The 22,533-nt window shown below is 64.8% G+C and carries 19 protein-coding genes and 2 tRNA genes; 12 read left to right on the top strand and 9 right to left on the bottom strand.

Going from position 1 to position 22,533, the window contains the following annotated elements; all coding sequences use genetic code 11:
* The 8 genes from upp to AC1DN0_RS34350 form a co-directional block, all read left to right on the top strand.
* Window positions 1-408, top strand: a 408-nt coding sequence (gene upp, locus AC1DN0_RS34385; RefSeq protein WP_477146350.1) for a uracil phosphoribosyltransferase, incomplete at its 5' end; no start/stop codon positions are given.
* Entirely contained in the window at window positions 408-1,124 is a 717-nt protein-coding gene (locus AC1DN0_RS34380) for a TetR/AcrR family transcriptional regulator (protein WP_441634595.1), read from the top strand. The genes upp and AC1DN0_RS34380, both read left to right, overlap by 1 nt.
* A complete protein-coding gene (locus AC1DN0_RS34375) occupies window positions 1,114-2,121 on the top strand; it encodes a BMP family protein (RefSeq protein ID WP_441634597.1) in 1,008 nt (335 codons plus the stop codon). The genes AC1DN0_RS34380 and AC1DN0_RS34375 overlap by 11 nt, the downstream gene beginning before the upstream one ends.
* 107 nt (window positions 2,122-2,228) lie before the next feature.
* The gene (locus tag AC1DN0_RS34370) at window positions 2,229-3,812 is read left to right on the top strand and encodes an ABC transporter ATP-binding protein (protein ID WP_441634599.1); all 1,584 of its coding nucleotides are present in this window, start codon (window positions 2,229-2,231) and stop codon (window positions 3,810-3,812) included.
* The gene (locus AC1DN0_RS34365; protein WP_441634601.1) at window positions 3,802-4,893 is read left to right on the top strand and encodes an ABC transporter permease; all 1,092 of its coding nucleotides are present in this window, start codon (window positions 3,802-3,804) and stop codon (window positions 4,891-4,893) included. Before AC1DN0_RS34370 ends, AC1DN0_RS34365 begins: the two co-directional genes overlap by 11 nt.
* A complete protein-coding gene (locus AC1DN0_RS34360; protein ID WP_200876713.1) occupies window positions 4,893-5,855 on the top strand; it encodes an ABC transporter permease in 963 nt (320 codons plus the stop codon). Before AC1DN0_RS34365 ends, AC1DN0_RS34360 begins: the two co-directional genes overlap by 1 nt.
* Window positions 5,856-5,890: 35 nt before the next feature.
* Window positions 5,891-7,162: an amidohydrolase family protein gene (locus AC1DN0_RS34355; protein ID WP_441634603.1), complete on the top strand. Its 1,272-nt coding sequence runs from the start codon at window positions 5,891-5,893 to the stop codon at window positions 7,160-7,162.
* A gap of 113 nt (window positions 7,163-7,275) precedes the next feature.
* Window positions 7,276-7,362 (top strand) — tRNA-Leu (locus tag AC1DN0_RS34350).
* A gap of 88 nt (window positions 7,363-7,450) precedes the next feature.
* On the opposite strand, the gene AC1DN0_RS34345 is transcribed toward AC1DN0_RS34350, so the two are convergent.
* Entirely contained in the window at window positions 7,451-8,320 is an 870-nt protein-coding gene (locus tag AC1DN0_RS34345; protein ID WP_441634605.1) for a YiiX/YebB-like N1pC/P60 family cysteine hydrolase, read from the bottom strand.
* On the bottom strand, window positions 8,317-9,516 hold the full coding sequence (locus tag AC1DN0_RS34340) for a sterol desaturase family protein (RefSeq protein ID WP_441634607.1): 1,200 nt from the start codon (window positions 9,514-9,516) through the stop codon (window positions 8,317-8,319). The genes AC1DN0_RS34345 and AC1DN0_RS34340 overlap by 4 nt, the downstream gene beginning before the upstream one ends.
* A 454-nt stretch (window positions 9,517-9,970) precedes the next feature.
* Between AC1DN0_RS34340 and AC1DN0_RS34335 the strand changes: the two genes are divergently transcribed.
* The 3 genes from AC1DN0_RS34335 to AC1DN0_RS34325 all read left to right on the top strand — a co-directional run bounded on the left by AC1DN0_RS34335 (window position 9,971) and on the right by AC1DN0_RS34325 (window position 11,542).
* A complete protein-coding gene (locus tag AC1DN0_RS34335) occupies window positions 9,971-10,813 on the top strand; it encodes a hypothetical protein (protein WP_441634609.1) in 843 nt (280 codons plus the stop codon).
* Between the two features lie 127 nt (window positions 10,814-10,940).
* A tRNA-Arg gene (locus AC1DN0_RS34330) sits at window positions 10,941-11,017 on the top strand.
* 276 nt (window positions 11,018-11,293) lie between these two features.
* Window positions 11,294-11,542, top strand: a complete 249-nt coding sequence (locus AC1DN0_RS34325; protein WP_441634611.1) for an H-NS family nucleoid-associated regulatory protein — start codon at window positions 11,294-11,296, stop codon at window positions 11,540-11,542.
* 197 nt (window positions 11,543-11,739) lie between these two features.
* Here AC1DN0_RS34325 and AC1DN0_RS34320 read toward each other — a convergent pair whose 3' ends face one another.
* Window positions 11,740-13,125 (bottom strand): sensor histidine kinase, encoded by a 1,386-nt coding sequence (locus tag AC1DN0_RS34320; protein WP_441634613.1) that lies wholly within the window; start codon window positions 13,123-13,125, stop codon window positions 11,740-11,742.
* Complete coding sequence (locus AC1DN0_RS34315; RefSeq protein ID WP_441634615.1) at window positions 13,109-13,789, bottom strand: response regulator; 681 nt, start codon at window positions 13,787-13,789, stop codon at window positions 13,109-13,111. Before AC1DN0_RS34315 ends, AC1DN0_RS34320 begins: the two co-directional genes overlap by 17 nt.
* 123 nt (window positions 13,790-13,912) lie before the next feature.
* Between AC1DN0_RS34315 and AC1DN0_RS34310 the strand changes: the two genes are divergently transcribed.
* Window positions 13,913-14,965, top strand: a complete 1,053-nt coding sequence (locus AC1DN0_RS34310) for an ABC transporter substrate-binding protein (protein WP_477146351.1) — start codon at window positions 13,913-13,915, stop codon at window positions 14,963-14,965.
* Window positions 14,966-14,967: 2 nt separating this feature from the next.
* On the opposite strand, the gene AC1DN0_RS34305 is transcribed toward AC1DN0_RS34310, so the two are convergent.
* From AC1DN0_RS34305 to AC1DN0_RS34285, 5 genes are read right to left on the bottom strand one after another with little or no spacing between them, the layout of a single operon-like run.
* Entirely contained in the window at window positions 14,968-16,089 is a 1,122-nt protein-coding gene (locus tag AC1DN0_RS34305) for an ABC transporter substrate-binding protein (RefSeq protein WP_441634617.1), read from the bottom strand.
* Window positions 16,086-16,595 (bottom strand): universal stress protein, encoded by a 510-nt coding sequence (locus AC1DN0_RS34300; RefSeq protein ID WP_477111533.1) that lies wholly within the window; start codon window positions 16,593-16,595, stop codon window positions 16,086-16,088. Before AC1DN0_RS34300 ends, AC1DN0_RS34305 begins: the two co-directional genes overlap by 4 nt.
* A 12-nt stretch (window positions 16,596-16,607) precedes the next feature.
* Window positions 16,608-17,924, bottom strand: a complete 1,317-nt coding sequence (locus AC1DN0_RS34295) for a CitMHS family transporter (protein ID WP_441634621.1) — start codon at window positions 17,922-17,924, stop codon at window positions 16,608-16,610.
* Between the two features lie 19 nt (window positions 17,925-17,943).
* Complete coding sequence (locus AC1DN0_RS34290) at window positions 17,944-20,643, bottom strand: CoA-binding protein (protein WP_441634623.1); 2,700 nt, start codon at window positions 20,641-20,643, stop codon at window positions 17,944-17,946.
* A gap of 22 nt (window positions 20,644-20,665) precedes the next feature.
* Window positions 20,666-21,940 carry an ATP citrate lyase citrate-binding domain-containing protein gene (locus AC1DN0_RS34285; RefSeq protein WP_441634625.1) on the bottom strand — a complete coding sequence of 425 codons (1,275 nt, stop codon included), beginning with the start codon at window positions 21,938-21,940 and terminating at the stop codon, window positions 20,666-20,668.
* Between the last annotated feature and the right edge of the window lie 593 nt (window positions 21,941-22,533).

Below are 22,533 nucleotides of genomic sequence, written 5' to 3'. Positions count from 1 at the left end.
GTATCGATACTGCGCGCCGGCAACGGTTTCCTGGATGGCATGCTGGAGTTGCTGCCGGCCGCGCGGGTAGGGCACATCGGCTTGTACCGCGACCCCGAAACGCTGGAGCCGATCGAGTACTACTTCAAGATCCCGGAGGATATCCACGAGCGGCTGGTGATCGTGGTGGACCCCATGCTGGCCACCGGCAACTCCGCCATTGCCGCGCTCAATCGCCTGAAGGAAGCCGGCGTGAGCACGCTCAAATATGTGTGCCTGATCGCGTCGCGGCAGGGGCTGCGTGCCCTGCAGGCAGCGCACCCCGACGTGGCCATCGTCACCGCCGCCATCGACGAGGAGCTCAACGAGCACGGCTACATCGTGCCCGGCCTGGGCGATGCCGGCGACAGGCTCTACGGCACCAAGTAATGGAAGCGCCGGCCACGGCGCCGCCGCCATGCTTTCCGCTGCCGCGGGAGGCGGCGGGCGGCCGTATCCGCCAGGAGAACGAGGCGCTGATCCTGCACGCGGCCGAGCATGTGTTCGCGCGGGCCGGGTTTGCCGGTGCCACCATGAACGAGATCGCCACGCGCGCCGGCGTGCCGAAATCCAACCTGCATTACTACTTTCGCACCAAGCAGGCGCTGTACCGGGCGGTGCTGGCCCATACGCTCGCACTGTGGCTGTCCGAGACCGACATCATCGACGCGGGGCAAAGCCCGCAGATAGCTCTTGAACAGTACATCCGCGCCAAGATGCGGTTGTCTGCGAGCCATCCCGACGCCTCGCGCGTATTCGCCAATGAACTGCTGCACGGTGCGCCGGAAATCCGCGATGTGCTCAACGGCGCGCTGCGCGCGCTGGTGGCGCGCAAGGCCGGCGTGATCCGTGAGTGGATCGCGCGTGGCGAGATGGCCAGCGTGGATCCGCAGCACCTGTTTTTCACCATCTGGGCCGCCACCCAGACCTATGCCGATTTCGAGTCGCAGGTATGCGCCGTGCTTGGGGTGAGCCACCTGGGCCAGCGCGACTACGAACAGGCCACTGACCATCTTGTGCGGCTTTTGCTGCGCGGATGCGGGCTGGAGTCGGCCGGCCTGGCCACGGAGTTATCGTCAACAAGGGGAGAACGTCATGAGGTTTGAGGGTAAGCGCAGGACCTGGTTGAAATTCGCGGCGGCCGCCGCCAGCGTGGCCGCCCTTGGCGGCGCCGCGCCCGCGCAGGCGCAAGCCAAGCTGAAGGTGGCGGCGGTGTATACCGTGCCGGTCGAACAGCAATGGGTGTCGCGGATTCACAAGGCGCTCAACGAGGCCAAGGCACGCGGCGAGATCGACTATGTATTCTCGGAGAGCGTGTCCAATGCCGACTACGAGCGCGTACTGCGCCAGTATGCCGAGCAGGGGTCGGCGCTGATCCTGGGTGAGTCCTTCGCCGTGGAGGCGGCGGCGCGCAAGGTGGCCAAAGACTATCCCAAGACCGCCTTCCTGATGGGCTCCTCGGGCAAGCCGCAGGCGCCGAATTTCTCGGTGTTCGACAACTACATCCAGGAGCCTTCCTACCTCACCGGCATGATTGCCGGCGGCATGACCAAGACCAACCACATCGGCATGGTGGGTGGCTATGCCATCCCCGAGGTCAACCGGCTGATGCACGCCTTCATGGAAGGCGCGCGCGAGGTGAATCCGAAGGTCAGGTTCACCGTCAGCTTCATCGGTTCCTGGTTCGATCCGCCCAAGGCCAAGGAGGCGGCTTTCGCCATGATCGACAAGGGTGCCGACGTGCTCTACGCCGAACGCTTCGGCGTATCCGATGCCGCCAAGGAAAAGGGCAAGCTGGCAATCGGCAATGTCATCAACACCCAGCCGCAATATCCCGCCACGGTAGTGGCCTCGGCGCTGTGGAATATGGAGCCCACGGTCGGCGCGGCGCTTGGCAAGGTCAAGGCGGGCCAGTTCAAGAGCGAGGACTACGGTCCCTACTCGCTGATGAAATTCAAGGGGGCCGAACTGGCGCCGCTGGGCACGTTCGAAGGCAAGGTTCCCGCCGATGTGATGACCAAGGTGAGGGCCAGGGAGAAGGCCATCCTCGACGGCAAGTTCGCAGTCAAGGTGGTGGAGACGGAGCCGAAGTCGACGCAGTGAGGGCGGCTTTCGCCTCGCTATTCCCCGCCGCTGGCTTGCCCCCTTTCCTCCGCCTGGGAGCGAAGAGCAAGCCAGCGCAACCTGACCGCCACATCGATCAACCACCCATGCAAGTCCCCATCCTGCGCCTGAGCAACATCACCAAGCGCTTCGGCCAGCTGACCGCCAATGACGATATCTCGCTGGAACTGCGGCGCGGCGAAGTGCTGGCCCTGCTGGGCGAGAACGGCGCCGGCAAGAGCACGCTGGTCAGTATCCTGTTCGGGCACTACGTGGCCGATGCCGGCACGGTGGAGGTCGACGGCCAGCTTTTGCCGCCCGGCCAGCCACGCGCGGCGCTTGCCACCGGCATTGGCATGGTGCACCAGCATTTCACGCTGGCCGACAATCTCTCGGTACTGGACAACATCATGCTCGGCACCCAGCCGCTGTGGCATTGGCGCCTGGAACGGCGCGCGGCGCGTGACAGGGTGCTGGCGCTGGCCGAGCGCTTTGGCCTGGCCGTGCGGCCGCAAGCCAGGGTGGGCGAGCTGTCGGTGGGCGAGCGCCAGCGCGTGGAGATCGTCAAAGCACTGTACCGCGGCGCCCGCGTGCTGATCCTTGACGAGCCCACCGCGGTGCTGACGCCGCACGAGTCCGAAACGCTGTTCGCCACGCTGGCGCAGTTGATTGCCGAGGGGCTGTCGGTGATCTTTATCAGCCATAAGCTCGACGAAGTGCTGCGGGTGTCCGATCGCATCGCCGTATTACGCGGCGGGCGGCTGGTGGCGCAGTGCACGGCGGCGCAGACCAGCAAGGCCGAACTGGCGGAACTGATGGTGGGCCGGGTGGTGGCCATGCCGGAACGCGCCGCGCGGCTGGACGCGGACGGTGCCAGTGAGGCGCCCGCCGTGCTGGCGTTGCAGAAGATTGGCGCGTGTGGCGCGGACGGCCGCGCGCTGTTGCGCGAAGTCAGCCTGCAGGTACGGGCTGGCGAAATCGTGGGCATCGCCGGCGTGTCCGGCAACGGCCAGGCCGCGCTGGCGGAACTGACCAGCGGCACGCTGGCGGCCGCCGAGGGCCATGTCACGTTGGCTGGCAAGCCAATGCCGGCATGGCCGCGCGCATGGATCGAGGCAGGCGTGGCGCGCGTGCCGGAGGACCGCCACGCGGTGGGCGTGATCGGCGACCTGACCGTTTGGGAGAACGCCGCCAGCGAGCAACTCGGCGAGCCGCGTTTTTCTCGTGGGGGGGTGATCCGGCGCGCGGCGGCGCAGCGGTTTGCGCGGGAACTGGTCGCGCGTTTCGACGTGCGCACCGCCGGTATCGACGTGCCGGCCCGGACCATGTCGGGCGGCAATATGCAAAAGCTGATCCTGGGCCGGGCGCTCTCGGTGCGGGGCGAAGGGAGGGTGCCGCTGCTGGTCGTGGCCAGCCAGCCCACCTGGGGGCTGGACATCGGCGCGGTGGCCTATGTGCGCGCGCGCCTGCTCGATGCAGCGCAAGAGGGCGCGGCCGTGTTGCTGATCTCGGAAGACCTCGATGAACTCCATGCGCTGGCCGACCGCATTGCCGTGATGCACGCAGGCCGGCTGACCGAGGCGCGTCCGACGGCAGCATGGACGCTCGGAGAACTCGGACTGGCGATGGCCGGTGCCGGCGAAGGCGCGCATGGCGCTGCTGGAACGGGGGAGGTACTGCATGCGGCTTGAAGCCCGAAGCGGCGTCTCGCGCGTGGCCATGCTGGCCGCGCCGGTCATGGCGATCGTTGCTACCTTGCTGATCTGCGCCTTGTTGGTGCGTTGGGCCGGTGCGCCGGTGGGACGTGCTTACATGCTGCTGCTCGAAGGCGGCTTCGGATCGCGTTTTGCCTGGTCGGAAACGCTCACGCGCGCTACGCCGCTGATCCTGACCGGCTTGTCGGTTGCTGTAGCCTTTCGCGCTCGCCTGTTCAATATCGGCGCCGAAGGGCAGCTCTATCTCGGCGCGCTGGCGGCGGTGGCCGTTGGCGGGCAGGTCGATGGCGCGGCGGTGCCCTGGGCGCAGCAGTTGCCGACGGGCTTGCTGTTCGTGCTGATGGTGGCGGCCGGCATGCTGGCCGGTGCCTTGCTGCTGCTCGGGGCTGCATGGCTCAAGACGCGGCTTGGCGTGGATGAGGTGGTTACGACCTTGCTGGCCAACTTTATCGTGCTGCTGTTTGTGTCAATGATGCTGGACGGCCCGATGAAAGACGCCACGGCGATGGGGTGGCCGCAATCGGTGCCGCTGGTGCCGGAACTGGAATTGTCGAAACTGATGGCGCGCTCGCGCGTGCACAGCGGGCTGCTGCTGGCTGGCGCGCTTGCCGTGATCCTGTGGGCGGTCAACCGCTTCACGGTGTTCGGCCTGCAGATGCGCGCGGTGGGCGCCAATGCGCGCGCCGCGGCGTTCGCCGGCATGCCGGTGCGGCGCGTGACGATGTGGGCCGCGCTGTTGTCGGGCGGGCTGGCGGGATTGGCAGGCGTGGTGGAGGTGGCAGGGCGCACCAGCTATCTCACGCTCGATATTTCGCCGGGCTACGGCTACGCCGGTGTGGTCATCGCCATGCTGGCGGGGTTGCATCCGCTAGGCGTGGTGGCGGCGTCGGTATTCGTGGCGGGGGTGCTGGTGGGGGCGGACGGCATGAGCCGCGCGGTGGGCGTGCCCAACAGCATTGCCGACGTGATCGTGGCGGTGGCGCTGCTCGCCATGCTGGTGGCCACCATGCTGACACGCTACCGTATCCGTTTCGATGCGCGGGGCAAGGCGGCCTGATGGAATTGCTCGATATCCTGGCCTCGGCGCCATTCTGGATCGCGGTGCTGCGCGTGGCCACGCCGCTGGTCTTCGGCACGTTGGGCGTGTTGCTGTGCGAGCGCGCCGGCGTGCTCAACCTCGGCATCGAAGGCATCATGGTGGCCGGCGCGTTCGGCGGCTGGCTGGCGGTCTATCATGGCGCCCCGCTGTGGGGCGGGGTCGCTGTGGCTGCCGCCGTGGGACTTGCCTTCGGCCTGCTGCATGGCTGGCTGACGGTGAGCCTGGCGCTGTCGCAGCACGTGGCAGGCCTGGGCGTCACCATGCTGGCCACCAGCCTGTCCTACTATGCCTACCGGATCGGCTTCGCCTCGGTGTCCACGCCACCCACCATCACGCCCTTCGCGCCGATGCGCTGGATCGAGGACGTGCCGCTGCTCGGCCGCGTGCTGGGCCCCGTCTTCGGCCAGGAAAGCGCGTTGACGCTGCTGGCGCTGGGCCTGGTGCCCGTGGTGGCCTGGGTGCTTTATCGCACGCCGCTCGGCCTGGCCGTGCGCATGGTCGGCGAGAATCCCGCTGCGGCGGAGGGGCAGGGGATTCGGGTAGGCGCCATGCGCATCGGTGCGATCATGGCCGGTTCGGCGTTGATGGCGGTGGGGGGTGCATTCCTGACGCTGTCCGCCTTTAATGCGTTCTTCTTTAATATGATCAACGGGCGGGGCTGGATCTGCGTGGCCCTGGTGGTGTTCGCGTCCTGGCGGCCGGGCCGCGCGCTGGCGGGTGCCTTGCTGTTTGCTGCCTTCGATGCGCTGCAACTGCGCCTGCAACAGAGCGGTGCCAGCCTGCCGGGTCTGCCGCCGCTGCCGTATCAGCTGTACCTGATGCTGCCGTACGTGCTGTCGATTCTCGCGCTGGTGCTGGTGGCGCGGCGCGCCACATACCCGCAGGCGCTGATGAAGCCCTATCGCAAGGGCGAACGCTGAGTCCAATCACACGTAGCGAATAACAAACAACCACTATGCTCGATCTTATCCTGCGCAACTGCACGCTCCCCGATGGCCGCACCGGCATCGATATCGGCATCGCGGGCGACCGCATCAAGGCAGTCGAGCCGGCGCTCAAGGCGCCAGCGGCGGCCGAGGTCGATGCGGCGGGGCAGCTTGTCACGCCGCCCTTTGTGGATGCGCATTTCCATATGGACTCCACGCTGTCCTACGGTTTGCCGCGCATCAACCAGTCGGGCACGTTGCTCGAAGGCATTGCGCTATGGGGCGAGCTCAAGCCGCTGCTGACGCAGGATGCCATCGTCGAGCGGGCACTCGCCTATTGCGACTGGGCGGTGGCCAAGGGGCTGCTGGCGATCCGTTCGCATGTGGATGTGTGCGATCCGCGCTTGCTTGCCACCGAGGCGCTGCTGCACGTGCGCGAGAAGGTGCGGCCTTACCTTGACCTGCAACTGGTAGCCTTTCCGCAGGACGGCGTGCTGCGCGCGCCCGGCGCGCTCGACAACCTCAAGCGCGCCCTGGGCATGGGCGTCGACGTGGTGGGCGGCATCCCGCATTTCGAGCGCACCATGGCCGATGGCGCGGAGTCCGTGCGCATCCTGTGCGAGCTGGCCTGCGAGCGCGGGCTGCGGGTGGACATGCATTGCGACGAGAGTGACGATCCGCTGTCGCGCCATATCGAGACACTGGCATGCCAGACCGTGCGGCTCGGGTTGCAGGGCCGGGTCACGGGTTCGCACCTGACCTCGATGCATTCGATGGACAACTACTACGTGTCCAAGCTGATTCCGCTGATTCGAGAATCCGGTGTGGCGGCCATCGCCAACCCGCTGATCAACATCACGCTGCAGGGCCGGCACGACACCTACCCGAAGCGGCGTGGCATGACCCGCGTGCCGGAGTTGCTGGCCGGGGGCGTGCCGGTGGCATTCGGCCACGATTGCGTGATGGATCCCTGGTACAGCCTGGGCTCCGGCGACATGCTGGAGGTGGCGCATATGGGCCTGCATGTGGCGCAGATGACGGGGCAGGAGGCGATGCGCGCGTGTTTTGCCGCCGTCACCGAGACGCCGGCGCGGATCCTCGGGCTGGAGGGCTACGGCATCGCACCGGACTGCCGCGCGGACCTGGTGCTGCTGCAGGCGCGCGACCCGGTCGAGGCAATCCGCTTGCGCGCTACCCGTCTGCTCGTGCTGCGGGCGGGCAAGGTGGTGGCGAGCACGCGTCCGGCTACCGCCACCTTGCACCTGGATGGCAGGCCCGGGCAGGTCAGTTTCCAGCCTTGAGTCCGGTTTTGGGAAGACTGGGAAGAAATTGCAGGGCAGGTGTTGACAGCTGATTATGTAATCAGCATAATGTTGTTCTTCGCAGCGCTGCAGCAGAAAAGCAGTGAGACGAAGCCCAGATGGCGAAATTGGTAGACGCACTAGGTTCAGGTCCTAGCGGTGGCAACACTGTGGAGGTTCGAGTCCTCTTCTGGGCACCAAGACTCGATGAAAAAGGCCGTTGCTTATGCAGCGGCCTTTTTCTTTTGTGCCGCGCGATCTGTGCCGCGGCAAGGCCTTCTGGTCTGCTCAAGGTCCTGCGGACCAGGATTGCATCCTCCACTCATCGTCGTCCGCGGACTGGCTTGCCGATGTGCCATCGGCCCTCAAGGCCGATACCGGCGTCAGCCGCCCTACATAAGCCAGCTTGCGCGTGACCTGGAAAGAGGGCACGTCGCCTTCCCGCATATGCAGCAGGTCGGCCGGCGAGACCGCGTCGTCCGCCGCGCTTGTCAGCGACAGGCCGGCCGCCCGGTAGGACGCGAGCACCAGTTGCGAGCAGAAGAAGCTGTTGCGCGCATCCAGCTCGTTGGGCGCCATCTGGATGGCGCTGAAGCTGCGCATGCAGGCGTTGCGGACCACGCCGGGCACACCCGGCAGTTCGCACAGACGCCGCTCCAGCGAAAACGGCGCATGCATGGCGATGCCGAGATGGTTATACGGCTGGCCTACCTGGGCCATCGCGAAGGCATGCAATTTCAGGCGCATACCATCGTCGAGCCCGGGGTGGCGGTAAGCCACGATGATGTCGCCGTCATTCAGCGCCTGTTGCAGCGGATAGACCCGAACGCCAGAGCCCACTGCCTCCACCACATTGCCGCCGCCCACATAGACGGCCGAATGGCTGACCTGCGATATCGTCGCCAGCCGGATCGCCGAAGAGTTGAATGAGGTGGCTGCCGAGAGCAGGATATCGCCGACCTGCAAGGCGTCGATATCGAGTGGGCGCACTCCGACCCCGGACACCTCCAGGCTCATCTGCTGGAAGCGTAGCGGCAGCCCGGAGCCCTGTGCCGCAGCGACATTGAGATCGTCCGCGTGGCTGCCCCATTGCGTCGCGCAGCCGCCCAGTGCGAGGCCCGCCAGCGCCGCACCGGCAATCATCAGGAGCCGGCTCATGCCTCGTCGTCCTTGCGCGCCGGAGGCATGCGCCGAAAGGGGAAGAGTTGCTGCCGTATGAAGCCATCGGGCATGTAGTCGCCGACCACGCCGTATTTTTCGGGGAAGCGCCTGCCGGACTTCACCGCGGTGCCGAACAGGTAATCGAGGAAGGCGTAGTGCGCCGAGTAATTCTTGTCGATCGCCTCGTCATCCGAGGCGTGGTGCCAGTGATGGAAATCCGGCGTCACCACCAGGTAGCGCAGCGGGCCCCACGGCAGGTGGACATTGGCGTGGTTGAATACCGCCTGGAAGCCCACGATGATGATGTACGCGTCGATGACAGCCTTGTTGAACCCGAGCACATACAACGGCGCCAGCACCAGCACCCGCGTGAATACCAGTTCGAGGATGTGCTGGCGCGAACCGGCGAGCCAGTCCATGGTCTTGGTGCTGTGGTGCACGGAATGGAATTTCCACAGGAAGGGCACCTCGTGATAGGCCCGATGGGTCCAGTACTGCGCCAGGTCGGCTGCCAGTATGCACAGCAGCAGTTGCAGCAGGAAGGGGATACCTCCCACGAAAGCATGCACGCTGTCGCGTACCAGCCAGCCGAACAAGCGGAAGATCAGGAAGTTGACCGTCAGCAGGATCAGGCCAACGATGAAGTGATTGACCGCGAAATGCACGAGGTCGGTCTGCCATTCGCGGCGAAATACGGCTTGCCCGCGATAGAGCGGGAACATCTTTTCGATGACCACGAAAATCAGTGTCGAGCCCAGCAGGTCGAGGATGAACCAGTCCAGGCCGATATATGGCGTGTGGTCCGGGAAGTCCCCCACCGGTACTCGCGAGCCACCGAGCGCCACGGCCAGCGCCACGAGCGCGAAGGCAGCGGCATTCAGACTGCGGCGGCGCCCCAGCACCAGGTTGCTCAGCGACAGGCCGCCTGACACCAGCAGCGCGGCAAACAGGACGTGGCGCAATACGTCGACCGAATACTTGTGGCGCAGTTCGGGCGTGGTCAGGTATTGCGGGAAATGGAAAGCGATCACGCCCAGCAGGCTGAGTCCGCCCAGGGCCAGCGCAAGGATGGCCGTGATCAGGCCGCGTCCGGCCGCAAGCTCGCCGCTGCTGCCCAGCAGGTCGCGCGTATCGCGCAACACGTTGTGCACCGGGGCGATTGGCAGTTTCCCGGCTGCGCCGTTCTGTTTCATTTTTGAATCATCGGACCCGCCAGGATTTTCAGGCCTGTCGGTCGAATCGCTATTTATCCGCATCTTCCGCTATTCCGTTGTTTTGCTTCTTCTTGTTCTGCTACGGCTGGCGCGCCGGGCATCGCTGCCGGGCCTGGCTGCCAGCCGCGATCCTAGCGGAGCGCTTTCGATTTGCATAGCAATGTGGCGCCGTCCGACACGTTCCGGCCGGCAGGCGAACGGTCCTGTGCGGCGCCCCACGCAAGGCGTGCCAGCGCCCTAACGTTTGGCCAGTGTTTGACCTATGCTCTAGCAAAGCCGACATGGTTCATTTCAGCCAGGGGTTGCAGTCATGGCCAGGCGCGTGTCATCTGCTAGCGCAACAGGAGGCGGTGCCAGCACCGCTGGTACTGGTCATTGCGCGCACGCTGTCCACTCCCATCCGTGCCGCCAGTGCTGTTGCTCGATTCTTGCGATGCTGCTGGCAGCCCTGGTGCAGGCCGAGGAGCGCCCCACGCCCGGCAACGCCGGCCTCGGCTGGAACCAGCCTGAATCTGATCCGTACGCGCAGGTTGCCAGCAATGCTCCGCCGTCGTCTGAGCAGGCTGCCGGCAACGCCTTGGCGCTGCCTCCGCAGATTGTCGGCAGCGACCTCCCGGATCCGCCTGCGCCGGCAGCGCGGCTCGCCGTGGAGGATACGCAGCCACCTCTGGTGGCGTCGATCGGCAAATGGGCCTGGACCGGCGGGTCGCCTCCTCCCGGTGCGGACAATGACGCCCCCGGTCCCTCGGCGGCCGTGCTCGATCCGATATATGCCGGACCGGCCAACGGGCCGCGGCCAGCCAAACTTTCCCTGCACCTGGACGATGTCACATCTGCCACCGGCTTCGTCGGCAACCGGATGCAAAGCATGGCTGTCGCGCTGGATACCGTACTCCCGCGCAGTGGCGGCCTGACGATTCAACCGCGCTTGCAGCTCGCCTATCAGCCTGCTCCCGACAGAAGTGCATCCGGCTTCCTGGCCGGGCAGCAGGCAGACGCAAGCGCCGCGGAAGTCGTCCTGCGGGTCTATCGCACACAGCCGAGTCGGCTTACCGGAGTCAACGGTGTGTATCCGTTTGTCGAGGCCGACCTGTGGCAGGACCGCAAGCAGGTGATCAATATCAACGGCACACGCATCGATCCCGACATGCTGCGCGGACTTCTCTCTGTCAATCTCGGAGCGCACGGCAGCACCAACGGCGGCGTCAAGCTCTGGGTCAAGCTGAAAGCCGGCCGCAATCCTGGCGGCACTCTGGGGGCGCGCTACCGCTGGTAGGGGCGAGTCGCGCGCTTGCGCTGCGCCGGATTCAGCCGGTTCACCGCCGCATGAAGGGGCCTTCCCACCCAATCAAAGAAGAGGGCTTGCATTTCTGCGCCGTTGCGCTAGAATGCCGTCTTCGCGTGCGGCTGTAGCTCAGTTGGATAGAGTACTTGGCTACGAACCAAGGGGTCGTGGGTTCGAATCCTGCCAGCCGCACCACCAATGACAAGGGTCAGCACGTTTCGCGTGCTGACCCTTTTGTCTTTCTCGGGCGCCGGGATACACCCAGGGGTACACCGAAGAATGGGCTGTCTTGTGCCGGGGTGAGGGCGGGCAGGTCGATTGTTTGTGTTTTCGATTCCTTGGCCTGACTAGCGCGGGCGAGTTGAAGACGCCTTCCTTACTCTTGTTGCAGTTTCGTGCGATTGTCAGCGGCTGCACTAGCCGCGCCGAACCCGTCAACAAGCCAACTCCATACCGTCTCCTCCTCCATCCATGTCCTCCGAAATTGAAAAAGCTGCGGCCATTGTCTGGGTCAAGATCCAGATGGCGAAGCACGGACTCTCCTTGGCAGACCTGGAGGATGCTGGCTGTTTCCCGTTGCCGGAACCGGAACAGAAGCCAGTGGCACGCTATCGCGACGCGGAGGGGCGAAGCTGGGACGGGCAGGGCGAGATGCCTTCCTGGTTGCTGCGGGCGGTCAGCGCGGGCCAGAGCCAGGAGCATTTCCGGGTCGTCGGATGACCGGGCGCAATGCCGCCTTTCGCCCGTCCAAATGCTGGCGCCAGCATTTCATGGGATGACGAAGTATAGTTTTCCATTTTTTGGGATCCGCCCGCAGTACCTCGCTCAAGTAAATCTCATGGTGCTTTCCGGTTCGGACTGCATGCATGTCGATATATTCATGCTTTTGCGTTGACGTGCGCGGGGCGCTTTCCGCGTCAGGCTGGCGGGAGACGCCGGGGTGGAAACACCACGCTCACGCGCAGGCCGCCRCTGCCGGGAGCCTGGCCGAGTTCGACGCGGGCGCCATGCCGGTCGGCGATCTGCCTGACGATCGACAGCCCGAGTCCACAGCCGTCGGCGCGCGAGCCGCGCAGGCGATAGAAGCGGCCGAATACCTTGGCCCGCTCGTCGGGCGGAATGCCAGGGCCGCTGTCGTTGACATTCAGCACGGCGTTGCCCGTTGCGTCGCACGCCACCGACACGTCGATTTGTCCGCCTTCCGGCGTGTAGCGGATCGCGTTGTCGACCAGATTGGCTGCAAGCTCGCGCAGCAGCAGCGGTTGTCCCGTCATCCATACCGGCCCGCTGCCGTCGAAGCCGAGGTCAATGCGCTTTTCGAGCGCTTGCGGCAACAGGTCGAAGCTCGTCTGGCGCACAAGCTCGGTCAGGTCGAGCCCCACGTCATCCACGACGTGGCCTGACTCGCTGCGCGCGAGCGCCAGCAGTTGCTGGATCATGCGTGAAGTGGCATCGGTGCTGTCATGGATCTCCTTCACGATTTCGCGCACGCGGCGGGCGTCGTGCTGCGCCAGCGCCAGCGCCGCCTGCGCCTTGAGCACCGTAAGCGGCGTCTTCAACTGGTGCGACGCATCGGCGATGAACTGCCGGTGCGCCTCGTTGAGCTGGCGCTGCCGGCCGGTGTGGAGATTGATCGCCTCGATCAGAGGAATCACTTCGCGCGGCACCGTTTGCGTGGCAATCGGTGTGAGGTCGGTCTGGTCGCGGCCTTTGATTTCGTCGCGGATACGCCGTAACGGCAGCAGGCCGCGCCGGACGCCGAGCGCGATCAGCAGCGCGGCCACTGCGATCAGGGTCAGCTGCATCGCGCTGGTGTCGAACAGCATGCGCCTGGACAAGGCTTCGCGCGCCCCCGTGGTTTCACCGACCTGGACCAGCAAGGGGCCGCAAGGCACGGCCTCGTATACCGGTCGCCGCAGCGCCACCAGCCGTACCGGCTCGCCGTTGTACATGGCGTTGTGGAACAACGGCTGGTCGCCCGCAGGCACGGTGGGCGGAGCGGGCAGGTCCTCCTGGCCCGTGACGAGCGATGGCGGATCAAGGCAACTCACCTTGTAGAAGATCCGGTCCTGCGAGCGGGTTTCGAGCATCTCCAGCGCGGCGTACGGCACGTCGACGGTCAGCTCGCCGCTCTGGACCGAAACCCGCTCCGCCATGGCAAGCGCTGAACCGAGCAGGGTACGGTCATAGGCCTGGTTGGCCTGCTCCAGCGTGCGCACGTAGTTGATGCGGAATCCGACTATCCAGACGACGGACAGCGGAATTAGCAGCCACCGGAGGAGGTGGTTACGCAGTCGAATCATCGACCGCTTCCAGGCGGTAGCCGAGTCCGCGCAGGGTCCGGATGTGGGTACCGCTGCCCTCGAGGCGCTTGCGCAGCCGATGCACGTAAAGTTCGACGGCCTCCGCGCTGACCGCGTCGTCGAGCGAGCATAACTGCGCGCACATCTCCTGCTTGCTGACCGGCCGGCCGGCGCGTGTGATCAGGGTCTCCAGCACGCCATGCTCGCGCCGCGGCAAAACCAGCGGCTGGCCGGCCACGCTGAACTCCATGGCCACGCTGTCGAAGCACAGGCGGCCCATCTCGAACAGAGCATGCGTGCTGCCCTGCCGGCGCCGCGCGATGGCGCGCAACCTGGCCACCAGTTCGGCCAGGTCAAATGGCTTTGGCAGGTAGTCGTCGGCGCCCGCGTTCAGCCCGCGCACCCGGTCGGGTGTTTCACCCGACGCAGTGAGGATCAGCACCGGCACATCGTCGCCACGGGCGCGTGCACGGCGCAGCACTTCGATGCCGCTGATTCCCGGCAGCGCCAGGTCGAGCACGACCACGTCGTAGCGTTCCGCCTGGAGCAGCTGGTCCGCGTGCAGGCCATCGGACACGACATCGAGCACCATGCCGGCGGCACCCAGGGCCTCCGTCAGCGAGCGCGCCAGTTTCGGGTTGTCTTCGACCAGCAGCGTGCGCATGGGGTCAACCCTCGCCGGCACTGCCGGTATGGGTGCAAAGGGCATTGGCGTCGCTATAATGGCGCGCCGGCTGGAGGAAACATGACATCGAGGGCATGGTTGATCGGGCTCCTGTTACTGCTGATGCTACCCATGGCGAGGGCCCAAGTCCCCGAGGGTTATCCCGCGGATTACGCGGCGACCATCGCGGCGGCGAAGCGTGAGGGCAGGGTGGTTGTTTACTCGCCCACCGACATGGCAGAGGCCCGGTACCTGATTGCGGATTTCAAATCCTTGTACCCCGGTGTCGATGTCGAGTACCACGATCTCAATAGCACCGAGGTCTACAACCGCTTCCTGAAAGAGGTTCAGGGTGGCAGCGCCACGGCCGACGTGCTGTGGAGTTCGGCCATGGACCTGCAGGTCAAGCTGGTCAACGATGGCTATGCCCTGCAGTACGCGTCGCCGGAGCGTGCCGGCCTGCCTGACTGGGCGGTCTGGAGGAACGAGGCCTGGGGCACGACGCTTGAGCCAGTCGGCTTTGCCTACAACAAGCGCCAGCTGGCCGCCGCCGAAGTGCCACGCACGCACGCCGATTTCATTCGTCTGCTCACGGCCGCTCCCGGACGCTTCAAAGGCCGCGTGATCACCTACGACCTGGAGAACTCGAGCCTGGGCTTCCTGTTCGCCACGCAGGACGCGAAGGCATCCGGCATGTGGTGGGACGTGGCCCGGGCGCTCGGTGCCAATCAGGTCCGGCAAGTCCCGAGTACCGCTGCCATGCTGGAGAGCGTGGCCTCCGGCGAAAGCCTGCTGGCCTACAACCTGTTGGGTTCCTATGCGTACAACAAGGTGCGCACCGATCCGGCGATCGGCTTTGTCTATCCGCAGGACTACGTGCTGGTCGGCTCGCGCATTGCGTTTATCCRGCGGCGCGCGGCGCATCCCAATGCAGCCAGGCTGTGGCTCGACTACATGCTGTCGAAGCGCGGCCAGACCGTGCTGGCAAACCAGCTGGGTTTGTTTGCGTTGCGTAGCGATGCGCATGGCGGCGGCAATGCGGCAGTGCTCCGGCTCGATGCGGGCAGCAACATCCGGCCGATCGCGATCGGCGCCGGGCTGATGGTCTATCTCGACCGCAACAAACGGCAGGAATTCCTCAAGCGCTGGAAAGACGCGCTGGCACAGCCGCGCTAAGCCTAGGGCTGCACTACGGCTTGCCGCCACTGCAGGATGAAATCCCGGTAGTTCTGGTTGTTGAGATAGCCAATCAGGCCCGGCCCGACCGCGATCGGCCTCAGGCTGCCGCCAAGCCTTTGCCTGAGGCGGGCGGCGGTGAATTCGCCTTCGACGTCGTCGCGCAGCGCGTAGAGGTGTGCGCTGTTCGCAATCACGGCCTGGCCGCGCTTGGACAGCGTGTAGTCCACCCAGAGCTTTGCGGCGTTGGGATGTGCCGCCTTCTTGTTGATCACGATGATGCGTGACATGACGAGCGTGTAGTCCTTCGGGAACACATAGCCCAGCGATGGATTCTTCTGCGCCTGCGCCACCGTGTAGGCGCCCAGCAGGTTGTAGCCAACCAGCACCTGGCCCGAGGCCACGCGCCTGGCCATGGCGTCGGTCGTCAGGTCGAGGCGGGCCGCGGCCTTGCCCAGGGCGCGGGCGACATCCCAGAATGCGGGCGATACAGCGACATCCTGCGTGGCAAGAAAGAAGCCGAGTCCGGACTTTTCAATATCGTAGCTGACCACCTTTCCCTTGAAGCGCGTTGGGTCGCTGTTCAGAAGCCGGGCCAGGTCGGCATGTGTCTGCGGCACTTCGCCGGCCCGCAGCAGCTTCTTGTTGTAGGCGACGACGATCGGCTCGTAGGTGGTGGCGAAGGCCTGGTTCTTCCAACTGGCCCACTCCGGGAAGTTCGCCTTTTCCGGAGAGTCGTAAGTCATGGTGTAGCCACTGTCGACCAGCGCGGCTTGCTGATCCATGGCTGAACTCCACAGCACGTCAGCGGATTCGCCGCCCAGCTGTGTCTCGGCGACAAAGCGGTGGTACAGCACGGTGCTGTTCAGGTCTTCATAGGTGATGTCGATACGCGGATACATGGCCCGGAAATCCGCAATCAGGAATTTGGCGATGCCCGCGTCCGTGGTCGAGTAAATCACCAGCCGGCCTTCGTCTTCGGCGGCCTTGACCGTCTCCGCGTACGCCGGTGCATAGCCAGGCGGAACACTGCCCTTGGACGCATAGCCCATGAGCTCCCCAGGCTCCTGCGCCATGCCGAGCGTGCAGATCAGCCCGAACCCCAGCCCGATGAGGAATTTCATGCTTTGCCTTCCGCTTCGTCTCGTCCGCTGACCGGCACCAGCAGCAGGGGGGTGCGAGTCTTGCGCATGACTTCATGGGCTACCGAGCCGAACAGCAGGCCGGCCAGGACACCATCGCCATGCGAACCCATCAGGATCAGGTCAGCGGGCCCAAGACGGGCTTCGTCGAGGATAAGCTGGGCCACGTCGTCCCCCTCGCACACGATGATCTCGGTGATCGGCTGCGGCGGGTTCTTGTCCGTGCGCACGGCATAGAAGGCCGCGATCTGCGCTTCAATGTGCAGCTTCACCCGTTGCGCGCGATCATGGTGATACCTGTCGAGCGCGTCCTGGGGCACGTGGGAATCGATCTCGATCAGCGACTTCTCGCGCTGGTCCGGGATAACGGTGAGCACCTGCAGTCTTGCGCCCAACCGGTTGGCCAGGCCGATGGCGTAGGCCAGCGCGTCTTCGCAGCCTTCGCTCAGGTCCGCGGCATAGAGAATGGATCGGATTTCGTTGTGCATGGTGGGCTACCGTCAATGGGCATGGCCAACGATGGGGATGACCCCGAAGACAACGGTGGCCACCAGCATGACCAGCGCCGCCGACAAGGCCCAGAGCAGCGTGTAGCGCTGGTGGTCGCCGAATTCGACCTCGGCCAGGCCGACCAGCAAATAGGTCGATGCGACCAGTGGACTGAGCAGGTGCACCTGCTGGCCGATCAGCGATGCGCGCCCGATTTCAGCGGCGCCAATGCCATAGACGGCGGCCGCTTTGGCAAGGATAGGCAGGATGCCGAAGTAGAACGCGTCGTTCGAGATGAAAAAAGTAAACGGGACGCTCAGCACGCCGGTGACGATGGCCATGTAAGGGCCCATCCAGTCCGGCACGGCGCTGATCACGCTGGCCGCGATCGCGTCGACCATCTTGGTGCCCGACAGGATGCCCACGAAGATACCGGCAGCGAAGATCAGCGACACCACGGGAACAATATTGGCGGCATGCGAGCTGAGCCTCTCCTTCTGGTCCTTGAGGCTGGGGTAGTTGATCATCAGCGCCAGCGCGGAGGCCACCATGAACAGTACCTGCAACGGCATGGTGCCGAGAATCAGCAGCACCATGAGTCCCAGGGTCAGCAGGAAATTGACCCAAAGGAGCCTGGGCCTGGCGATGTCGGGGTCGCCCGCTGTCACCTGCGGCTGTGCGGCGGAAGCGGGATCCGCCGAGCCTGCCGCAATGGCGCCGAGCCGCGTGCGCTCGCGGCGCCCCAGCAGGAAGGCGACGAACAAGCCCCAGCACCCGGTGACGATCATCGGCAGGATCATCGGTACGAAGATCAGGCCCACGTCCACGCCAAGCGCGCTCGCCGCGCGCGCGGTGGGGCCGCCCCAGGGCAGGATGTTCATCAGCCCGCCAGCCATCATGATTACGCACGCCAGCACAAGGCGGCTGATGCCGAGCCGCTTGTAGAGCGGGAGCATGGCGGCGCAGGTGATCATGTAGGTGGTGGAGCCGTCGCCGTCGAGCGAGACGCACACTGCCAGCACGAAGGTGCCGACGACGATCTTCATCGGATCCCCGCCCACCATTCTCAGGATCACGCGCACCGCCGGGTCGAACAAGCCGGCGTCGATCATCACGCCGAAATACAGGATGGCAAACATCAGCATCACGCCCGTCGGCGCGAGCTTCTTGATGCCATCCAGCATCATCGCCCCCAGCTCCATCCCAAAGCCACCGATCAGCCCGAACGTGATCGGCACCAGGATCAGCGCGACCATGGCCGAAAGGCGCTTGGTCATGATCAGCGCCATGAAAACGATCACCATCGAATAGGCGAGGAGGGTCAGCATGTCGTGTATCTCCGCTCTCTCAGGCTACGAACTGGCACTGGGAAGCCGGCGTGCGCGTGTCCATATTGCGGCCCCGGTTCAGGTGGTCGTCGATTTCGGCGGCGCAGCCAAGCATGCGCGGGTAGAGGAAGATCGTGAAGGCGGCCGTCTCCAGCGCGCTTTCCGCGTACTGTCCGCCCTGGTAGGGCTGCCAGAGCATCTTGAGCAGTAGCGCGGCGATCACCGCGTCGATATTCACGCAGTAGACGGTGCGCGACACGCCCTCATCGAACAAGGTTTGCACCAGTTCACGGTAGAAGGTGTGGAACACGTTGTACTCGCCGCGGCCGGCGAGCAGCCCGGCAATGAACACCTCCCGGGGGTCGTGGTTGACAGGCTTGTCCTTGAACACCGGGTGGTTGACGCCGGGGATCTTCTGGATGTCCAGGCTGCCGGTATTCTTCTTGTTCGCCTTGTAATCGGCATAGCGTTTGACATATCGCTGCGCCAGGGCCTTGAGGTCGATACCGTGATTGGGGTCGCCTGGGTCCTTGAGGCCGGTGTCCTTGAACTGCTCGATCAGGAAGGCGATGCCTTCGTAGCCGTTGCCGCCATGCGCATAGCCGGAGTGCGTGAGAAAGCCGGCCAGCGCTTTGTTGAGCTGCACGCGGCCCGGGTCTTCGGGCCCGTCCGCCGACACCGCGCCCTTGGCGCCCTGCGCGGAGATCGTGCCCGGTCCGTTGCTTAGCAGCAGCCCGACCAGCACCTGGAACGCATACAGATCGGCAGGATTGGGTGTCAGGCCCAGGAGGGCGACAAATGCGACTTCGCTGATTGGCCGTCGCTCCAGAATGTCGCTGATCGCCATGCCGCAGAAACTGTCGGCCGCGTGCTGATTCGCCGGCACCGAGGCGCCGATCAGCGCGCCGAACAAGCGCATCCACCAAGGCAAGCTCTCCGCGGTGATCCGCGACACGCGCTTGCGCATCAGCGGCCCCCAGGCCAGCGTGGTGGTAATGGCGGCCAGTACAGCGTCTTCCGTCGGGTGGCCCGGCAGGGTGCGGAGGTAGCTGATGAACACCGACCTGGCGCCTCGGGCCTTTAGCCCATTGAGCATGGCGCCGGCGCGGCCGTCGGCCTGGTCCGCGACGAACAAGGCCGGGTCTTCGAGTTGGATCCCGCTGATGTCGAAGCTTTCGTTCATCGCATCGTCGAGGCCGGCTGCCGCGAACGCGTCGATCAGCATTTGCGACAGTGCCCGCGCGCGCTCTTGCGTGCGCGGCCCGAGGATGCTGGCCGCCGTGGCCAGTACGCTGTTGGGCGCGTTGCCGGCATCGCGCGAGGCCTGGGCGGCCGCCAGCGCGGGGTGGCCGTGCAAGTTCAGCCCGGCCCCGATGGCCACGTTGATCAATCGCTGGTCGTTGACGCCACCGGGCTCGTGCAGCAGCGCCAGGTTCACGTTGGTCTCCAGCGGATGCTGCGCCGCGTCGAGCATCGATACGCCGTGCAGGCTGGTCAACTGCGTCCTGGCATCCATCTGCGAAGCGCCCGACGTGTCTTTCATGGACTGCCGGGGTAGCATGGCACCGATCTGTTGCCGGAGGGCGGCAATCTGCTGGCCGTACGGCGCGGGCGCCTCCACCACGGCGAGATCGAGTTCAGGTGGCAGCTTCAGGCCCCGGCTGGCACTGAACCAGGGCTTGAGCTCCATCGTGCCTTCCGGCGCGAAATCGGGCTGCACGCCGTTGGCACGCATCACAGCCGTCAGCGCGGCCGGGATATCGGCGATATTGACCACCACCGCGCCCTTGGCCGAGACCACCGGGTTCTGTGGCGTGAATAGCGCATCGACGCCGAATTTTTCCATGAACCAGCGCTCTTTGGATTCGGCGTCGTCGGCGCCACCGGCCATGGCCCCGGCATGGCCGACGGCGCGTGTGAGCTTGCTCTTCCAGCGGCCGACCACGCAGGCCACCACCGGTTTGGTAAAGCTGGCATCGCGTTCGTAGTAGCCGCCTGGCTCGCAATACAGCACCGCGGCCTTGCTACGGTCGTCGTGGGCCAGCGCGAAGGCGAATTCGGGGGCGGCGTAGTGAATGTAGACATCCTTGCCGCTAGAGATCAACGTGGTCGTGCCCCAGCCAGCCATGCGCAGGTACTGCGCAATGGTGGTGGTGAAGCCGCCCGAGTTCGACAGGATCGCGATCGAGCCTTTGCGCAAGGTGTCGGCCGGCGCGTCCCCGCCCAGCGCGCCACCGATGCGAACCTGATTCCAGGCGTCGGCCACGCCGAGGCTGTTGCCTCCGAAGATATCTACGCCGTTGAGCTGGGCCAGCGCGCGGATTTCGCGGGCGTCGTGTACCGACATCTTCTCGGTTGGAATGAAGATCTTCTTGAGGTCAGGGTTGACCCGTATCAGCTCGACTACGCCGTCGTCGGCCGCAGAGGGGGGCAGATAGACCACGCCGCAATTGAAGCGGTGGCCGGCCTCCAGGCCTTCACGTACATTGTTGTAGACCGGGATCGGCCCCGCCGGCGTGTCCAGCACCTGCCCCTTGCGGCCTGGCGAGGTGCCGAACACCACGTTGCCGCCCGAGTAGGCATGGCCTACCGGCGTCACGTCGCTGGACTCGCCTCCCATAATGTTGAGCACGCACACGCGGTCCTCGCGCGTGGCCACTTCCGACAAGGATTGAATACCGACGAAATACTTGAAATCACCAACACCTTTGGCGCGCATGGTTGTCTCCTGTACAGTGACTTCAGGCGGTCACATTCAAACTGGCCGCGACTTGTGCGCGGCCACCGGCTTTCATCCAGGCGTCTACCTTACGAGCATAGTCCACCACCTCGCTCATCGCCGAGTCGAATCCAAAGCTCACGTAGGGCAGGCCGAGCGACTCGCAGGTGTCGCGCAGCACGGCCATGCCGCGGACCAGGTTCGGTCCCCCGCGTCCGACCACCACGTAGAGCGGCGCGGCGCCGTACTTGCCGAAATGCTCCCGCAGCGCGTCGGCCATGGCGCGGAAGGTCTCGAAGATATCGGTGTTGTTGGACTTGCCCCCGATGATGAACAGCACGTTGCTCTGCTTGAGCCAATGCTTGAAGCAGATGCCGGCGACAGCCTTCATCTTCTCGTACGGCGGGTTCCCGCCGAAGTCGGAAGAGATGATGGCGTCGGCTCCCAGCATTTGCGTCACCAGGGAATTCGCGCCGCCTCCGAAGGTCGGCGCCAGGATGGTTCCCTTGTCGTTGATGATGTACACGTCACTTTGCCCCTGATAGGTACGGAGCTGGTTGATCTCTTGCTCGAAGGGCGACGTGTCGACAGCAAACAGATGAGGCGGCAGGTCCAGGCGCTGCCAGCGCGGATCGTCGCGGTCGAAGCCGCACTTGAAGTCGCAGGCGACAGGCGTGAGCCGCCCGCGCTTGTCCGCGCGCATCCGGATCGGGTTGAGCTCCAGCGTGGTCATGCCGTAGTCGTGGAACAGGTCCCACAGGTTTGGCAAATGCTGCACCAGCGGCGAGATGATCTCCTTTGGCGCGTTCAGGCCGCTCAACGCGTTCGCCACGACAAAGGCCTTGAGGCCGGTCAACGGGTTGAAAGGCACGCGGGCGACCTGGCTGTCGTCCAGTTCCTCGATGTCCATGCCGCCGTGGTGGGTCAAGGTCATGGTCGGGGCGCGGAACTCGGTGGAATCGGTCAGCGAAAAGTAGATCTCGTGGTCGGAAGGCACGCCGCCTTCGAAGGTCACGCCATTGGCCTTGGCGTGCTGGTTGCCGTGGTGGTGCTCGGCAAAGTAGAGCCGCTCTTTTTCCTTGAGTGCCGATGCCAGGTCACCCACCCGGCCCAGCAGGCCGGCCTTGCCCTTCTTGCCGACACCGCCGCGGAATACCGGCTTGATGAAGACTTGTTTGTGGCGTTCGATCAGCGCTTTGATCTGGTCGTCGTTGGCGTCGGGCCCGAGTACCTCAGCCGTGGGGAAGCCCACGAGTTGCAGCAAGCGCGCGCCGTGAAGCATGCCGGTGATTTGCATGTTGTCTCCTCCGTCTATTAACTATGATCGCCGGGGCATGCTATTCCAGCGAAGCTTTCGCCCGGCTTACATCCAGGGGGCAGGGACTTCCCGCATGCAGCTGGCTGCAGGGCAGGGCGCCTCTTTGAGGGGCAGGGTGTTGAGTGCGGGGGCAACGCCTTTGCCAGATACTGATGCGCACTATGCGATGTGCGCAGGCGTCACCAGATGGAGCACTGAAGTGCTTTGCGATGGGTGATCGAAACGGCTCCTGCAATTTTTTCCAGAAAGGGCTTGTCAGGCGGGCGCCGACGCTTTAGTATTCGCCCCCTCGCAACACAAACGCCGCGCTGCAAGGCAGGCGGGGCAAGGGTTGCAGGGTTTGCTGGAAAGGTGGGCGGCGCAAAAAAGCGAGGCTTGCCGAAGCAAGAAAAGATTAAAAGTGTTTGACGAAACGTAGAAGGTTCTTCATAATCTCGTTTCTCTGCTGCAGAAAACGCAGTGACGCGGTAAGCAAAGCGAACCGCGGCTAGTTCTTTAACAAACAAACAACCGATAAGTGTGGGCGCTTGATAGCGGATGCGGAAGACTTCGGTCTTTTAGCTTACAAGTTA

Source organism: Cupriavidus sp. 05N39 (genome assembly GCF_056397325.1).
Note: the sequence above shows the minus strand (reverse complement) of the source record. Positions and strands in the feature narration are given on the sequence as shown.

Bases quoted from the DNA above. Each gene is read 5' to 3' on its own strand.
- AC1DN0_RS34340 (WP_441634607.1), bottom strand. From the start codon at position 9,516: ATGAAACAGAACGGCGCAGCCGGGAAACTGCCAATCGCCCCGGTGCAC.
- AC1DN0_RS34355 (WP_441634603.1), top strand. From the start codon at position 5,891: ATGCTCGATCTTATCCTGCGCAACTGCACGCTCCCCGATGGCCGCACC.
- AC1DN0_RS34370 (WP_441634599.1), top strand. From the start codon at position 2,229: ATGCAAGTCCCCATCCTGCGCCTGAGCAACATCACCAAGCGCTTCGGC.
- AC1DN0_RS34290 (WP_441634623.1), bottom strand. From the start codon at position 20,643: ATGCGCGCCAAAGGTGTTGGTGATTTCAAGTATTTCGTCGGTATTCAA.
- AC1DN0_RS34345 (WP_441634605.1), bottom strand. From the start codon at position 8,320: ATGAGCCGGCTCCTGATGATTGCCGGTGCGGCGCTGGCGGGCCTCGCA.
- AC1DN0_RS34295 (WP_441634621.1), bottom strand. From the start codon at position 17,924: ATGCTGACCCTCCTCGCCTATTCGATGGTGATCGTTTTCATGGCGCTG.
- AC1DN0_RS34315 (WP_441634615.1), bottom strand. From the start codon at position 13,789: ATGCGCACGCTGCTGGTCGAAGACAACCCGAAACTGGCGCGCTCGCTG.
- AC1DN0_RS34380 (WP_441634595.1), top strand. From the start codon at position 408: ATGGAAGCGCCGGCCACGGCGCCGCCGCCATGCTTTCCGCTGCCGCGG.
- AC1DN0_RS34360 (WP_200876713.1), top strand. From the start codon at position 4,893: ATGGAATTGCTCGATATCCTGGCCTCGGCGCCATTCTGGATCGCGGTG.
- AC1DN0_RS34365 (WP_441634601.1), top strand. From the start codon at position 3,802: ATGCGGCTTGAAGCCCGAAGCGGCGTCTCGCGCGTGGCCATGCTGGCC.
- AC1DN0_RS34300 (WP_477111533.1), bottom strand. From the start codon at position 16,595: ATGCACAACGAAATCCGATCCATTCTCTATGCCGCGGACCTGAGCGAA.
- AC1DN0_RS34375 (WP_441634597.1), top strand. From the start codon at position 1,114: ATGAGGTTTGAGGGTAAGCGCAGGACCTGGTTGAAATTCGCGGCGGCC.
- AC1DN0_RS34335 (WP_441634609.1), top strand. From the start codon at position 9,971: ATGCTGCTGGCAGCCCTGGTGCAGGCCGAGGAGCGCCCCACGCCCGGC.
- AC1DN0_RS34325 (WP_441634611.1), top strand. From the start codon at position 11,294: ATGTCCTCCGAAATTGAAAAAGCTGCGGCCATTGTCTGGGTCAAGATC.
- AC1DN0_RS34285 (WP_441634625.1), bottom strand. From the start codon at position 21,940: ATGCAAATCACCGGCATGCTTCACGGCGCGCGCTTGCTGCAACTCGTG.
- AC1DN0_RS34305 (WP_441634617.1), bottom strand. From the start codon at position 16,089: ATGAAATTCCTCATCGGGCTGGGGTTCGGGCTGATCTGCACGCTCGGC.